This window comes from Bacillus sp. FJAT-27251 (assembly GCF_001273925.1).
In the GTDB taxonomy this organism is placed as follows: Bacteria; Bacillota; Bacilli; order Bacillales; family Cytobacillaceae; genus Mesobacillus_B.
The window spans coordinates 1,422,069-1,438,118 of the sequence record NZ_LIGG01000001.1; the positions used below are offsets into that span (position 1 = coordinate 1,422,069).

12 protein-coding genes are annotated in these 16,050 nt (G+C 49.0%); all 12 read left to right on the forward strand.

All coding sequences use genetic code 11. The features are described 5' to 3' along the window. The first annotated feature begins 155 nt into the window (after window positions 1-155). The 12 genes from ADU22_RS06705 (at window position 156) to rlmD (ending at window position 15,639) form a co-directional block, all read left to right on the forward strand. Window positions 156-1,124, forward strand: coding sequence for a nuclease-related domain-containing protein (locus ADU22_RS06705; protein ID WP_053361457.1), 969 nt, complete (start codon window positions 156-158; stop codon window positions 1,122-1,124). Window positions 1,125-1,317: 193 nt separating this feature from the next. Next, window positions 1,318-2,865 (forward strand): L-glutamate gamma-semialdehyde dehydrogenase, encoded by a 1,548-nt coding sequence (gene pruA / locus ADU22_RS06710; protein ID WP_053361458.1) that lies wholly within the window; start codon window positions 1,318-1,320, stop codon window positions 2,863-2,865. A 252-nt stretch (window positions 2,866-3,117) separates the two neighbouring features. After that, window positions 3,118-4,401, forward strand: a complete 1,284-nt coding sequence (aceA, locus tag ADU22_RS06715; RefSeq protein WP_053361459.1) for an isocitrate lyase — start codon at window positions 3,118-3,120, stop codon at window positions 4,399-4,401. 237 nt (window positions 4,402-4,638) lie between these two features. After that, window positions 4,639-5,088, forward strand: coding sequence for a YueI family protein (locus tag ADU22_RS06720; RefSeq protein WP_053361460.1), 450 nt, complete (start codon window positions 4,639-4,641; stop codon window positions 5,086-5,088). 199 nt (window positions 5,089-5,287) lie between these two features. Then, window positions 5,288-5,578, forward strand: coding sequence for an Asp-tRNA(Asn)/Glu-tRNA(Gln) amidotransferase subunit GatC (gatC, locus tag ADU22_RS06725; protein ID WP_053361461.1), 291 nt, complete (start codon window positions 5,288-5,290; stop codon window positions 5,576-5,578). Window positions 5,579-5,590: 12 nt separating this feature from the next. Next, window positions 5,591-7,048: an Asp-tRNA(Asn)/Glu-tRNA(Gln) amidotransferase subunit GatA gene (gene gatA, locus ADU22_RS06730; RefSeq protein ID WP_053361462.1), complete on the forward strand. Its 1,458-nt coding sequence runs from the start codon at window positions 5,591-5,593 to the stop codon at window positions 7,046-7,048. 12 nt (window positions 7,049-7,060) lie between these two features. Beyond that, window positions 7,061-8,488: an Asp-tRNA(Asn)/Glu-tRNA(Gln) amidotransferase subunit GatB gene (gene gatB, locus ADU22_RS06735; RefSeq protein ID WP_053361463.1), complete on the forward strand. Its 1,428-nt coding sequence runs from the start codon at window positions 7,061-7,063 to the stop codon at window positions 8,486-8,488. 272 nt (window positions 8,489-8,760) lie between these two features. Beyond that, on the forward strand, window positions 8,761-9,717 hold the full coding sequence (locus ADU22_RS06740; RefSeq protein WP_053361464.1) for a diacylglycerol kinase: 957 nt from the start codon (window positions 8,761-8,763) through the stop codon (window positions 9,715-9,717). 111 nt (window positions 9,718-9,828) lie between these two features. Further along, window positions 9,829-10,377: a cysteine hydrolase family protein gene (locus tag ADU22_RS06745; protein ID WP_053361465.1), complete on the forward strand. Its 549-nt coding sequence runs from the start codon at window positions 9,829-9,831 to the stop codon at window positions 10,375-10,377. A 36-nt stretch (window positions 10,378-10,413) separates the two neighbouring features. Further along, window positions 10,414-11,880: a nicotinate phosphoribosyltransferase gene (locus ADU22_RS06750; protein WP_053361466.1), complete on the forward strand. Its 1,467-nt coding sequence runs from the start codon at window positions 10,414-10,416 to the stop codon at window positions 11,878-11,880. A gap of 156 nt (window positions 11,881-12,036) precedes the next feature. Then, window positions 12,037-14,184 carry a DNA helicase RecQ gene (recQ, locus tag ADU22_RS06755; RefSeq protein WP_053361467.1) on the forward strand — a complete coding sequence of 716 codons (2,148 nt, stop codon included), beginning with the start codon at window positions 12,037-12,039 and terminating at the stop codon, window positions 14,182-14,184. A gap of 75 nt (window positions 14,185-14,259) precedes the next feature. Continuing rightward, window positions 14,260-15,639 carry a 23S rRNA (uracil(1939)-C(5))-methyltransferase RlmD gene (gene rlmD / locus ADU22_RS06760; RefSeq protein ID WP_053361468.1) on the forward strand — a complete coding sequence of 460 codons (1,380 nt, stop codon included), beginning with the start codon at window positions 14,260-14,262 and terminating at the stop codon, window positions 15,637-15,639. Window positions 15,640-16,050 lie beyond the last annotated feature (411 nt).

Sequence of the window (16,050 nt, forward strand, 5' to 3'; positions counted from 1 at the left end):
GGCAAATAGAACGCCCAAACCAGCAAATAAGTTGCCACAAACCCAGACAAAAAGGTCTAAAAATTGTTAAAAATACCTCCCAATCAAGGCAGGAGAACGCCACGCATGAGAAGAAGCACTACATGTAACCAACTAACCAAGGGAGGTAAACTTTAATGATTGTAAAACCGAGAACGGAACCGCTGGCTATCAAAAAATTGAGGGCCTTGCTTTACAGGCTGCCTGACCAGCATCCCCGACGAGCCGAACTGGAGCAGGAATACTCCCGCCGATTGGCCGGTTTCAAAGGGGAGCAGGCTGTGGATTATTATACAAACCTTCTTCCGGAAGAGGATTACCTCATTTTTCACGCTCTCCGTCTTCCCCATAAACAACTCTTCTTTCAAATTGATACTCTTCTACTCTCTCAACGGTTTGGCCTTCTAATCGAAATAAAAAACCTCTCGGGCGATTTATTCCTCGACCAGCATTCCCAGCAGCTTATAAAAACAGTCAATGGAAAGAACGAGGCTTTGTCTGACCCCATCCTGCAGGTTAAACGGCAAAAGTATCAGCTTGATTGCTTGTTGGCGGAAAGATTCTCTTTTAAACTGCCCTTGCTGCATCAGGTGGCCGTTAGCAACTCGTCAGCCATATTGAGGACTAATCCAGGGCAGGAACACATTTTTAAAGAAATCGGTACAGCCGGCAACCTGCTCTTTCGAATCAAGGAAGCTGAACAGGCTCATAAAAAACAAATCATTACCCCGGGACAGATGGAAAAAATAAAAGATACCTTGCTTCAATTGCATGAGCCACTCAATTTGGACATCATAAGCCAGTATTCCATCTCTCCGCAGGAGATCAAGACAGGTGTTGGCTGTCCTCGCTGCCTACACCTCCCCATGACATGGAAGCATGGGTTTTGGATTTGTCCCCGCTGCCTGCAAAAATCGAGGACAGCTCATCTTCAAGCAATCTATGAGTATGGCCTTCTTTACAATATCCCCTTTCAAAACAGCCAGATGCGGGCTTTTCTTCAGCTTCCTTCCATTTCCACTACCTCAAAACTTTTATCCAAAGCAGAATTAATCTGTACCGGCGAAAATAAATATCGCAGATACCACCAAGTTTACGGTGATTAATCGTTCTATCTATTGTCTCGCCAGAACTCGCGATATGGATTCTAGTTGATTATGGCCAGTTTTCATTATCCCAGTCCATGATTAAACCTTTTTACCCAGTTTAATATATTGCTATAAAATTTTTGAACAGCCCTCCATGGCATGTTACAATAAAAGTTGGAATGTAAACGCTTTATTTTAAGGAGGGGATCGGATGGTTCAGCCATATAAACATGAGCCTTTTACTGATTTTTCGGTGGAGGAGCACCGCAATGAGTATCTGGAAGGCTTGAAGACAGTTGAAGGATACCTGGGCAAGGATTACGATCTTTTGATTGGTGGAGAGCGTATTACAACAGAAGAAAAGATAGTTTCCTATAATCCTGCCAATAAGGAAGAAGTCATCGGGCGTGTTTCCAAGGCCAGCAAGGACCTGGCGGAAAAGGCGATGCAGGCAGCGGTGGAAGCTTTTAAAACATGGAAGAAAACCAAGCCTGAGGTCCGGGCGGATGTCCTCTTCAAGGCAGCGGCCATCCTGCGCCGCCGCAAGCACGAGTTTTCGGCCCTGCTGACAAAAGAGGCAGGAAAGCCTTGGCGTGAAGCGGATGCGGATACGGCGGAAGCAATTGACTTTCTTGAATACTATGCACGGCAAATGCTGAAAATCAAAGATGGTGTTCCTGTCCAGAGCCGTCCAAATGAATATAACCGTTACGACTATATTCCGCTTGGGGTAGGCGTCATCATTTCTCCATGGAACTTCCCGCTGGCGATCATGGCAGGGACCGCCGTTGCGGCAATTGTCGCCGGCAACACCGTCCTCCTTAAACCGGCCTCGACGACCCCGGTGGTAGCCGCGAAATTCGTGGAAGTGCTGGAAGAGGCTGGCCTGCCAAAAGGTGTATTGAACTTTGTCCCGGGAAGCGGTGCGGAAGTCGGTGACTACCTTGTCGACCATAAAGATACACGCTTCATTTCGTTCACTGGCTCCCGTGATGTCGGCCTCCGGATTAATCAGCGTGCATCCACGCTAAGTGAGGGGCAAATCTGGCTCAAGAGGGTCATTGCCGAGATGGGCGGGAAAGATACCATCGTCGTTGACAGCGAAGCGGACCTTGAGCTTGCCGCCCAGTCCATCGTTGCTTCGGCCTTCGGCTTTTCCGGCCAGAAATGCTCGGCCTGTTCCCGAGCGGTGATCGTTGAGGATGTATACGACAAGGTGCTCAACCGCGCCATTGAACTCACCGGGCAGCTCACAATCGGGAACCCTGAGGACCAGAGCAATTTTATGGGGCCCGTCATTGACCAGAACGCCTATAAAAAGATAATGGATTACATCGAGATCGGCAAACAGGAAGGCCGGCTGGCGGCGGGCGGTGAAGGGGATGATTCCAAAGGCTACTTCATCCAGCCAACCATCTTCGCTGACCTTGACCCAAGTGCGCGCCTGATGCAGGAAGAAATCTTTGGGCCGGTAGTCGGCTTCACAAAGGCGAGGGATTTCAGCCATGCCATCGAGATTGCCAATAATACCGAGTACGGCTTGACCGGTGCCGTCATTACCCGTAACCGCGAAAAAATCCAGCAGGCCCGAGAAGACTTCCATGTCGGCAACCTTTATTTCAACAGAGGCTGCACTGGGGCCATCGTCGGCTATCAGCCATTCGGGGGCTTCAATATGTCGGGAACCGACTCGAAAGCGGGCGGCCCTGACTACCTTCTCCTCCATATGCAGGCAAAAACAACTTCAGAAATGTTTTAGACTTAAAAGAGGCATGCCCAAGCTACTGGGCATGCCTCTTTTTTGCGTGCCGCAACAACTTGTCGAAAAAATATTCAAAAAATTTAACTAAAACAGTTGCATTTCATTTTCTCTGTTATATAATACAAATAGAAAATGATTTGTCTGTGTTATAACAACATGAACGTGCAGGGTAAAGCTTTTGCCTAATGCATGGCTCCAATGAATCATTCAAAATCCATAAACTGATAGTTTGATAGGAGGAATTGGAAAATGACAGATGCACGCGTAAAACAATTGCAGGAAAGCTGGGAAATGGATGCACGCTGGAAGGGTGTGGAGAGGCCTTATACGGCGCAGGAGGTCATTAAGCTAAGAGGATCGGTTGATATTGAGCATACATTGGCACGCCGCGGCGCCGAGAAGCTTTGGAAGCTGGTCAATGAAGAGGATTTTATCAACGCACTTGGAGCGCTGACTGGAAACCAGGCTGTCCAGCAGGTAAAAGCAGGGCTGAAAGCCATTTACCTTAGCGGCTGGCAAGTCGCGGCAGACGCCAACCTTTCCGGGAATATGTACCCGGACCAAAGCCTATATCCGGCAAACAGTGTTCCAGCTGTCGTTAAACGCATCAATCAGGCTCTTCAGCGCGCCGACCAGATTACGTTCTCGGAAGGTGACAGCTCCATCGACTGGTTCGCTCCAATCGTGGCGGATGCCGAAGCAGGCTTTGGCGGGCAGCTCAATGTCTTCGAGCTGATGAAAGGCATGATTGAAGCGGGGGCGGCCGGTGTCCATTTTGAGGACCAGCTTTCTTCCGAGAAGAAATGCGGCCATCTTGGCGGAAAAGTATTGCTGCCAACGCAGACTGCCGTTCGCAACCTTATTGCGGCCCGCCTTGCCGCCGATGTTATGGGAACACCGACCCTGGTGATTGCGCGTACGGATGCCAATGCCGCGGACTTGATCACCAGTGACGTTGACCCATATGATGCACCGTTTATTACCGGGCAGCGCACACCGGAAGGATTCTTCCGCACGAAGGCAGGCCTGGACCAGGCGATTGCCCGCGGATTGGCTTACGCTCCGTATGCAGACATGATCTGGTGCGAGACATCCGAACCAAATCTTGAGGAAGCAAAGCGCTTCGCGGAAGCCATTCATGAGAAGTTCCCTGGCAAGCTGCTTGCCTACAACTGCTCGCCTTCCTTCAACTGGAAGAAGAAGCTTGATGACGAAACGATTGCGAAATTCCAGGTTGAGCTGGGCAAGATGGGCTACAAGTTCCAGTTTGTTACCCTTGCCGGTTTCCATGCCCTGAACCACAGCATGTTTGAGCTGGCCCGCGGCTACAAAGACCGCGGAATGGCTGCCTATTCCGAGCTGCAGCAGGCCGAGTTTGGCAGCGAGCAGTATGGATACACTGCCACAAGGCATCAGCGCGAAGTTGGAACAGGATACTTTGATGAAGTCTCCCTGGTCATCAGCGGCGGAACTTCTTCCACTACGGCCCTGAAAGGCTCCACAGAAGCGGAGCAGTTCACTGGCGCCAAGTAAGGCCGTTTCGGCTGGGCCTTTATAATGTTTTGCAGCTTGCAGCAGGTTCGTTGATCTCCAATTGTTTTAGCTTTATCTGCCATGAATGATTTTTCACCTTTTTTCAAGCCTTCTTCCAATCCGGAAGAAGGTTTTTTTTATAATAGATAGGTTAAAATTGAACTATAAAGGAATTGGGCCCTGCACAGCTTCAGGGCTATATACATAATAATAGGTGAATCACGCGGAGGTGATGGAATGGGCAAGCAGAATGTGGATGACTACTTGCAGCAGGGGATCCATGGACCAAAAGAAATCAAGCCCGCTGAGCGGCGCCGCTTTTTGGGAACGCTTCGCGAGAGGGTAGTAGTAGCACTGACCCAGGGCGAAGTAATGGGAAAAAAGGTTCAGCCTGAACTTGGAAGGATTTTCAACGAGAACAGCAAAGCTCATCTGTATTTGAATGGAAATATCCCGTACTCCGCCTTGTCCAAATATATTAAGGCAGCCGAGGATCAGGGAATCTCCTATACGATTGTGACCAACAAAGAGTATAATTCCGAGTATGGCCTTGTCCTGGCATACGACCATGCCATCGACAAGGAAGAGATTACGCTCGTGAAAAGGAAAAGGCCTGTTGTACAAATGAAGGATACAGAAGGAAAAGGGTTATTTTCAAAAGTGAAAACCCTGTTTGGAAAAAAATAATGGCATGAAGCTGTACCGGAAAGGAGACAACTCCCTAATCCGGTGCAGCCCTTGTTTTTTATGGAGGATTAAGACAATCGGCACGCAGGCCATATAAAAGGGGGGGCATGAGCCGGGGTTCGTATTGCTTTAACGTAGAAAAGTCTGCTATTATCAAAGATAATTGCCCATTGTGCGAACTTTTAAGGAGGTGGCTAATATGTCAAGAATTTCAGTGGATCAGGTTAAACATGTTGCCCATTTGGCCAGGCTGGCGGTAACGGAGGAAGAAGCGGATAAATTAACAGATCAGCTTGATAAGATCATTACGTTTGCGGAGCTGTTGAATGAGGTGGATACAGAAGGTGTCGAGCCGATTTCGCATGTCCTGAATATTAAAAATGTAATGCGCGAGGATGTCGCCAAGCCGGGGCTTTCCAACGAAGAGGTACTGAAAAATGCGCCGGACCACCAGGATGGCCAGATCAAAGTGCCTGCGATTATTGAATAAGGAGGGGAAACAATGAGTTTATTTGAACATAAGGTATCCGAGCTGCACCAGCTATTACATAAAAAAGAAATTAGTGTATCCGACCTTGCAGAACAATCCTTTAAACGCATAAATGAAGTGGAAGGAAAGGTTCAGGCCTTTTTGACACTGGATGAGGAAAGGGCACGGGCCAAAGCAAAAGCGCTTGATGAAAAGCTTGCGCAAGGGGAAGGGAAAGGCCTGCTCTTTGGCATGCCGATTGGCATCAAGGACAACATTGTCACAAAAAACTTGAGAACCACTTGCGCCAGCAAGATTCTCGAAAACTTTGACCCTATTTATGATGCGACTGTAATGGGAAAACTGCATGAGGCAGAGACCGTTACGATTGGAAAATTGAACATGGACGAGTTTGCGATGGGCTCTTCCAATGAAAACTCCCATTACCAGGTAACCCGCAATCCTTGGAACCTTGACACCGTTCCGGGCGGTTCTTCCGGCGGTTCTGCTGCATCGGTTGCGGCAGGCGAAGTTCTTTTCTCACTTGGTTCGGACACTGGCGGTTCAATTCGCCAGCCGGCATCCTATTGCGGCGTCGTCGGCATGAAGCCGACGTACGGCCTTGTATCGCGCTTTGGCCTGGTAGCTTTTGCTTCCTCGCTTGATCAAATCGGTCCGATTACACGTACGGTCGAGGATAATGCCTATCTGCTGAAGGCAATTGCCGGACATGATCCGATGGACTCTACTTCAGCCAATATTAATATTCCTGACTATGTCGGTGCATTGTCGGGTGATGTAAAGGGACTGAAAATTGCTGTGCCAAAGGAATACCTTGGTGAAGGCGTCAGCGAGGAGGTTAGGCAATCGGTTCTGGATGCTCTGAAAGTCCTGGAGAAGCTCGGAGCCAAGTGGGAGGAAGTTTCCCTTCCGCATTCCAAATATGCCCTGGCCACGTATTATCTGCTGTCATCTTCTGAAGCATCCGCCAACCTGGCGCGCTTTGATGGAGTCCGCTATGGCTATCGCACCCAGGACGCCCAGAACCTGATTGATATGTATAAAAAGACCCGGGCAGAAGGATTTGGGGAAGAAGTAAAGCGCCGGATCATGCTGGGGACCTTTGCCTTGAGTTCAGGCTATTATGATGCTTACTATAAAAAAGCCCAAAAAGTCCGTCATTTGATCAAGAAGGACTTTGATGAKATTTTTAAGGACTTTGACGTCGTCATTGGACCGACCGCCCCAACTCCTGCCTTCAGGATTGGCGAGAAAATCGATGATCCATTGACCATGTATGCGAACGATATTTTAACGATTCCGGTCAACCTCGCGGGAGTTCCGGGAATTTCGGTTCCTTGCGGCTTTGCCGGCGGACTGCCGCTAGGCTTGCAGATCATCGGAAACCATTATGACGAAAGCACTGTCTACCGTGTTGCCCATGCGTTCGAGCAGGCGACTGACTACCATAAACAAAAACCACAATTGTAAGGGGTGAGGAACATGAAGTATGAAACGGTGATTGGACTTGAGGTCCATGTCGAGCTGAAAACAGATTCAAAAATATTCTCAAGCAGTCCGAACCACTTTGGGGCGGAACCAAATACAAATACAACGGTCATTGACCTGGCATACCCCGGCGTTTTGCCAGTTGTAAACAAAAAAGCGATTGATTATGCGATGAAAGCTTGTATCGCCCTGAATTGCGAAATAGCAACAGAAACGAAGTTCGACCGCAAAAACTATTTTTACCCGGACAATCCGAAAGCCTTCCAGATATCCCAGTTTGACAAACCGATCGGTGAAAATGGCTGGGTGGAGATCGAAGTCAACGGAGAGAAGAAAAGGATTGGCATTACGCGCATTCATATGGAGGAAGATGCCGGGAAGCTGACACATGGCAGCGGCTACTCCCTCGTGGACTACAACCGCCAGGGCACACCTCTGGTAGAGATTGTATCCGAACCGGATATCCGCACACCCGACGAAGCTTACGCCTTTCTTGAAAAGTTAAAGTCCATCATTCAGTACACGGGCGTTTCCGACTGCAAAATGGAGGAGGGGTCGCTGCGCTGCGACGCCAATATCTCCATCCGTCCGGTTGGACAGAAGGAATTTGGCACCAAGACGGAATTGAAGAACTTGAACTCCTTCAACTTTGTACGAAAAGGACTTGAATACGAAGAAAAGCGCCAGGCTGAAGTTCTTGATGCCGGGGGCGTCATCCAGCAGGAAACGCGCCGCTTTGACGAGGCGACCAATACGACTTTGCTGATGCGCGTCAAGGAGGGATCCGAGGATTACCGCTATTTCCCTGAGCCTGACCTGCCTGATTTTTATATTGACGAAGAATGGAAAGCAAGGATTGCCTCAGAAATTCCCGAACTGCCGGATGCCCGCAAGAAGCGGTATATCGAGGAGTGGGGACTGCCATCCTACGACGCCAATGTCTTGACGGTCACCAAGGAAATGGCTGATTTCTTTGAAGCCGTAGTGGCAGCAGGGGCCGATGCCAAGCAGGCCTCAAACTGGCTGATGGGCGATGTTTCCGGATACCTTAATGCCGAAGGAAAGGAGCTTCACGAAGTTCCTTTGACAGCTGAAGGGCTGGCCGGGATGATCAAGCTTATCGAAAATGGCACGATTTCCTCGAAGATTGCCAAAACGGTTTTCAAGGAATTGATTGAAAAAGGCGGCGATGCCGAAGCAATCGTCAAAGAAAAAGGACTTGTCCAGATTTCCGACGAAGGCGCCCTTCTGAAGATCATTTCCGAAATCATCGATGCCAATCCGCAATCTGTTGCCGATTTCAAAGGCGGGAAAGATAAAGCAAAAGGCTTCCTTGTAGGACAGATCATGAAAGCAACGAAAGGCCAGGCAAATCCGCCATTGGTCAACAAGCTTTTGGTACAAGAGTTAAATAAGAGGTAGATTTATGACAGCTGGCTGAGCAATTGGCCAGCTTTTTTAGTTTTTCAGGAAGGTGAAAATCGACACCATATTTCCCGGGAAAAAGAAATTTTTCCTGACTCTTCGACAAAAACGGAGGATTTAGGGTATACAAGGAAAGTTGTACAAGATATTAAATTGCCATATAATGGAGTTTGAGGCACTTCACTGGCTTGGAAATTGCCTGCCACAACTCTTTAGGCTATGATGTTAAAGACTATAAGGACGAAAATTTAGTTCATAGGATGATGGGAATGAAAAGAGCAAGAATTATTTATAATCCAACTTCAGGACGGGAAATTTTTAAAAGAAGCCTTGCTTCAGTCCTGGCGAAGCTGGAGGCAGCTGGGTATGAAACTTCATGCCATGCAACAAGCGGGGAAGGTGATGCCACGCTTGCGGCAAGGGTCGCTGTGGAGCGGCGTTATGACCTTGTGATTGCCGCAGGTGGCGACGGTACCATCAATGAAGTGATCAACGGCATCGCCGAGCAGGAATACCGTCCAAAAATCGGCATAATTCCTACAGGGACCACCAACGATTTTGCACGGGCCATCCATGTTCCGCGTGATATTGAAGCCGCTGTCGATATCATTGTCCGTGGGGAGACCATCCCTGTCGATGTCGGCAGGATCAATAATAAATATTTCATCAACATTGCCGGGGGCGGCCGCCTGACTGAATTGACTTATGAAGTGCCAAGCAAGCTTAAGACAGTGATTGGCCAGCTTGCCTATTATCTAAAAGGAATTGAAATGCTGCCATCCATCCGGGCGACGGAGGTAAGCATTGAGTATGATGGAAAGCTTTATGAAGGCGAGGCCATGCTGTTCCTGGTTGGCCTTACCAATTCGGTCGGGGGCTTTGAAAGACTGGCGCCAAATGCGTCGATCAACGACGGGATGTTCTCGCTGCTGATTCTAAAAAAGACCAATCTGGCGGATTTTATCCGGATTGCTTCGCTGGCTCTCAGAGGGGAGCATATTCATGACCCCAATGTCATTTATACAAAGGCCAACCGGATTAAGGTCCGCTCCAAGGATACCGTCCAGCTGAATTTGGATGGCGAATACGGCGGCAACCTGCCAGCAGAGTTTGAGAATCTCTATCGCCATATTGAAGTGCTGGTCCCGCTCGATGAGATCCGTCCGGAAGACCGCCCGGACTTGCTTGATTTAGCTGCTGATGACCGTAACCAGACTGCACCTTAAAGGCTGCGGTCTTTTTTCACAGCTTGACGGTTCAAAAATTTGCGCTTGTGCCGGGATTCTAAGAAAATAGAGGGTAATACTAATTAAAACCTATAGGTTGGAGGGCTTTGCATGGGAAAGGCATTGATTAATGTCGATTATACATATGATTTTGTCGCTGATGATGGAGCACTCACCTGCGGGGAGCCCGGACAGCAAATCGAAGGGAAAATCGTAACCCTCACCAGGGAGTTTATTGAAAACGGAGATTTGGTCGTATTTGCAATCGATGTCCATGATGAAGGAGACGAATTCCATCCGGAAACCAAGCTCTATCCTCCCCATAATATTAGAGGGACAAAGGGCCGGGATTTGTATGGAAGCCTAAAAGAGGTGTACGACAATAATAAGGACCTTGACCATGTCCTGTACCTGGACAAAACCCGCTATTCAGCTTTTGCCGGGACTGAACTCGAAATCAAACTGCGGGAGCGCGGAATCACCGAACTTCATCTTGTCGGCGTCTGTACGGATATTTGTGTTCTCCATACAGCGGTGGATGCCTATAACCGCGGATTTAAAATTGTGATTCACAGGGAAGCCGTAGCTTCTTTCAACCAGAACGGCCATGAATGGGCACTAGGGCATTTTGAAGGTGCGATGGGGGCCGTGGTAAAATAACTGCAGAGAACCAGTTGTAATTTGGGGGTAATGACAATGGCAACAAGATTCAGTGACGATAGTTTTATGCTCCACACCGATCTGTATCAGATTAATATGATGGAAACATATTGGCGTGATGGATTCCACGATCGAAAGGCTGTTTTTGAACTTTTCTTCCGGAAGCTGCCTTTCGGAAATGGATATGCCGTCTTTGCGGGGCTTGAACGGATTGTGGAGGTTATCAAACAGTTCCGGTTCACAGAAGATGATATAGAATATTTGCGAACTCAATGCGGCTATCAGGAAGATTTCCTTGATTATCTTTCGAACCTTAGATTCACGGGAAGCATCCGTTCCATGCGGGAAGGGGAAATTGTATTTGCCGGCGAGCCGCTGGTCCGTGTGGACGCTCCGCTTGGAGAGGCGCAGCTGATTGAGACCGTCCTTCTGAATATCGTCAATTTCCAGACGCTGATCGCCACCAAGGCGTCACGTATCAAGCATGTGCTCGGCGACGAAGTGGCGATGGAATTCGGTTCCCGGCGGGCCCAGGAACTGGACGCAGCCTTATGGGGCGCCCGGGCTGCCTATATTGCCGGCTTTGAAGCGACCAGCAATGTCAGGGCAGGAAAGCTTTTCGGCATCCCTGTAGCAGGGACGCATGCGCATTCGATGGTCCAGGCTTACCGCAATGAGTATGAATCCTTTTATAAGTATGCCAGCACGCACAAGGACTGCGTATTCCTGGTCGATACCTATGACACGCTGAAATCGGGGGTTCCGAATGCCATTCGGGTTGCCCGCGAATTCGGCGATAAAATCAATTTCTCCGCCATCCGCCTGGACAGCGGCGACCTGGCCTACTTGTCAAAGGAGGCCAGGCGGCTGCTGGACGAGGCAGGGTTCACCGAGACCAAGATTGTTGCTTCCAGCGACCTTGACGAGTATACAATCATGAACCTTAAGGCCCAGGGAGCAAAAATTGATACATGGGGAATCGGAACAAAGCTGATCACCGCTTTTGACCAGCCGGCATTGGGAGCGGTCTATAAGCTCGTTTCCATTGAAGGGGACAGCGGCAAGATGGAGGATACGATCAAAATTTCCTCCAACCCTGAAAAAGTCACCACTCCAGGCCTGAAAAAGGTATATCGGATCATCAATTCAAGCAATGGCAAATCAGAAGGAGATTACATTGCGCTTGAAGAAGAAAATCCGCAAAATGAAGAGCGGCTGAAAATGTTCCATCCTATCCATACTTATATCAGCAAGTTTGTCACGAATTTCGATGCGAAAGACCTGCATGAAGATGTATTTGTAGGCGGCCAGTGTGTTTATGAACTGCCTGATATCGAAGAAATCAGAGCCTACTCGGAAGATTCGCTAAACCTGCTGTGGGATGAATACCAGCGCTCTCTCAACCCTGAAGAATATCCAGTTGACCTTAGCCAGAAGTGCTGGGATAACAAAATGCGCAATATTGAAGAAGTCAGGAAGACGGTGGATGCGCTAAAAGGGTAGGAAGCTGCAAAGCCAGTGTGAAAGGCTCACACTGGCTTTGTTTTTTTATGTGGAGCAGCGGCGGTCCAAACTATGATAAAATAAGGAAAAACACCCCTCTACTTTATTCTTCGTATTTTTCCCGCGATATTTTATTTCAGAAAGGAGCCCGTCATTTTGATAGAAAAAGCCCGTGAACTTCTGCAAACCTACTTTGGCTACCCTGAATTCCGGAAAGGTCAGGAGCAGGCCATTTCGTCTGTGCTTGAGGGCCGCAATACAGTCTGCATTATGCCGACCGGCGGCGGTAAATCGATCGTTTATCAAATTCCCGCCCTTATGCTGCCCGGAACCACACTAGTGATCTCTCCACTCATTTCCCTGATGAAGGACCAGGTCGATGCCTTGCATCAGCTGGGTATTCCGGCTGCCTATATCAACAGCTCGCTTAGCGCCCGAGAAGCTGGGGAAACGATGGACAACGCCATGAATGGCCGTTACAAGCTTTTATACGTCGCCCCTGAGCGCCTTGAATCATATGAGTTCCAGGAAACCCTGAGGCATATCGAAATCCCGCTCGTAGCTGTTGATGAAGCGCACTGTGTTTCGCAATGGGGGCATGACTTCCGTCCAAGCTATCTTCAGATTTCCCGCATGGTGGACAACCTTCCGGGAAATCCGGCAGTGCTCGGCCTGACCGCCACAGCCACGCCAAAGGTAAAGGAAGACATCTGCTACTCACTGCATATTGATCAAAACAATTCGGTCCTTACCGGATTTGAGCGGGCCAACCTCTCTTTTTCGGTTATAAAAGGGCAGGACCGCAGCAGGTTCATTAAAAATTATCTTAAAAAGAACCGTAATGAAGCCGGGATCATCTATGCAGCCACAAGAAAATCAGTGGATCAGCTTTATGAATGGCTGAAAAAAGAACAGTTCAATGCGGCGCGCTACCATGCAGGCATGAATGATGCCGACCGCGCGAAGGAGCAGGAACGTTTCCTGATGGACGAGGCGGACGTCATGGTCGCCACCTCCGCATTTGGAATGGGAATCGATAAATCCAATATCCGGTATGTTCTTCATTTTCAGATGCCAAAGAATATGGAAAGCTACTACCAGGAAGCGGGCCGTGCCGGCCGTGACGGGCTGCCCAGTGAATGTGTGCTGCTGTACTCTCCGCAGGATGTCCAGATCCAGCGCTTTCTGATCGACCAGTCTGCCGACCAGGGAAGGGTGGGCCAGGAGCTCGAAAAGCTGCAGCAGATGGTTGGTTACTGCCACACGGAAAATTGCCTTCAGGCCCATATCATTGAGTATTTTGGCGAAAAAGAGGCTCAGCCATGCGGGCGGTGCGGGAATTGTACAGATACCCGCTCAAGCGTGGAAGTGACGAAGGAAGCGCAGATGGTGTTAAGCTGCATCATCCGCATGGGCCAGAAGTACGGCAAGGCCATGACTGCAAGTGTCCTGACCGGATCAAAAAATAAAAAAGTCCTCGACTTTGGGCTCAACAAGCTGACAACGTACGGAATTATGAAAGACCAAAGCGCCAAACAGGTTACCGAGCTGATTGACTTCCTCATTTCCGAGAATCTGATTGGTGTTGAGCATGGCACTTACCCGACTATTTATGTTACGCCACCCGGGAAGGAAGTGCTTACCGGCCAGCAGTCTGTGTTCCGGAAAGAAGCTGTCCAGGTTACCCAGGTGTCCAATGATGACCCGCTGTTTGAGCAGCTCCGCCAGCTCAGAAAAACAATTGCCGAAAAAGAGAATGTACCGCCATTCGTGATTTTTTCGGATTCATCGTTAAAGGACATGTGCGCACGGCTGCCTCAGGATGAGGAAGAATTTTTGCAGGTGAGCGGTGTCGGCCAGAACAAGCTTGAGAAATATGGAGCAGCATTTATAGAAGCCATCAAGGCTTTTTGCGAACAGCATCCAGACAGGGAACCAACTGCCTCTGCTCCAGCAGCGCCTGCAAAGCCGGCGAAGAAGAGTGCCAGCGAGTCGATGCTCGAAACGTATGCGCTGCACCAGGAAGGTTTGACAGTTACCGAGATTGCCGCTAAACGCGAGCTGGCGGCAAGCACGATTGAAAATCACCTGATGCAGAGCATCCAGTCCGGGAAACCAGTCGATTACAGCCTGCTCATTCCGGAAAAGTATGTGCCGCTCATCGAAAACGCAGTCGCCGAGGCTGGCCGTGACAGGCTTAAGCCAATCAAGGAACTGCTGCCGGATGAGGTCAGCTATTTTATGATCAAAGTGCACCTGACCAATTTGCGCAAGCAGGAAAAGGCCGTGGCGGAAAACTCGTAGCTCGCCAGCGTTTCGCAATGCGCTGCCTGTTATGATAAAATCGTGCTTAATGAATTCTTTGCAAAGGAAGATACAATGAGCCAAACATACCCAGTTCAAAAGAATGAATATATAGATGTAATCTTTGAGGATTTGACGCATGACGGGGCAGGAGTTGCCAAGGTCGACGGCTATCCTGTGTTTGTCCCGGGAGGACTTCCGGGTGAAAAGGCCAATATAAAAGTGATCAAGGTGGCCAAGGGCTATGGGATCGGGCGGCTGGTTGAGCTGCTGGAGCGCAGCCATTTCCGTGTCGAGGTTTCCCAGGAGGAAGCCCACAAATATGGCGGCTGCCAGCTTCAGCATATCAGCTATGAAGGCCAGCTCAAGTACAAGGAAAACCAGGTTCGCCAGGTGCTCGCCCGTATCGGCAAGCTTGGTGATGTTAAAGTCCATCCCGTCCTTGGCATGGAGCATCCTTGGCAATACCGAAACAAGGCGCAGGTTCCTGTCGGGCAAAAGGATGGAAAGCTGGTTGCCGGGTTCTTTAAACCGCGCAGCCATGAGATTGTCGACAGCAATGAAAGCTTGATCCAGCTTCCAGAGGTGAATGAGGCCATCCAGACGGTGAAGCAGATCTGCATCGAGCTGGGTATCAAGCCGTACAATGAGGAAACCCATAAAGGTGATATGCGCCATATCATGGCCCGCTACGGCAAGCAAACGGGCGAGCTGATGGTGGTGCTGATCACAAGAACGTCAGACCTTCCCCAGAAAAATAAGCTGGTGGAAGCGATTGTTGACCGCCTGCCAAAGGTGAAATCAATCGTCCACAATATCAATTCCAGGCGCACCAATGTCATCATGGGTGACAAGACAAAGGTACTATGGGGAAGTGAAGTCATCTATGACTATATCGGCAGCGTGAAGTTTGCCATTTCAGCGCTGAGCTTTTATCAGGTGAATCCGGACCAGACCAAGGTTCTCTACGATAAAGCATTGGAATATGCAGGATTGAATGGCGGCGAAACAGTCATTGACGCGTATTGCGGCATCGGCACCATCTCGCTTTTCCTTGCACAGAAGGCAAAAAAAGTTTACGGTGTTGAAATCGTTCCAGAAGCGATTGAAGATGCGAGACGGAATGCCGAGCTGAATGAAATCGCCAATGCCGAATTCGCCGTTGGCAAAGCGGAAGATGTGATTCCGAAGTGGTACAGCGAAGGCATCACCGCCGATGTGCTTGTGGTAGATCCGCCGCGCAAAGGCTGTGATGAAGCGCTTCTCAAGACGATTATCGAAATGAAGCCAAAGAAAGTCGTCTATGTCAGCTGCAACCCCGCCACCCTTGCACGGGATCTCAGGATTCTCGAAGACGGCGGCTATAAGACCCTCGAGGTGCAGCCGGTCGATATGTTCCCGCAGACGACGCATTGTGAAGCTGTTGCGAAAATTGTATTAAAAGAAGGCAACTGACCCATTATGGGAGTTGCCTTTTCATGTTTCTTGCAAAGGATTAACAAAGCTGTATTTAATGTGAATCGTTCCATCTGATTGGCAGGTCACTTTTTCAACTAATGAATTCAGTATTTGAGGCGTTAAATCCTTCCTTGAGTCGCATAAGTTCTTTTCGTTGATTAGCTCTTTTGTTATAGGCGCTCGTAACATCCTCAATAATGATAAAGCTACCCTTAAAGAAAGCTTAGTGACTTGCTAGCGCAACTAAAAGAGGACTTAATTGAGTGCGAAAATAAGGATCATATTCCCAACGGACATCAATTGAAAATCAAATCAATATTTTCCGGGATTACACTTCCAAGCAAGAAAATTGGGAGATTGTCATTGGTTGGACCGCCGAGAGAGGAAAAAACAACAAAACGACAAACA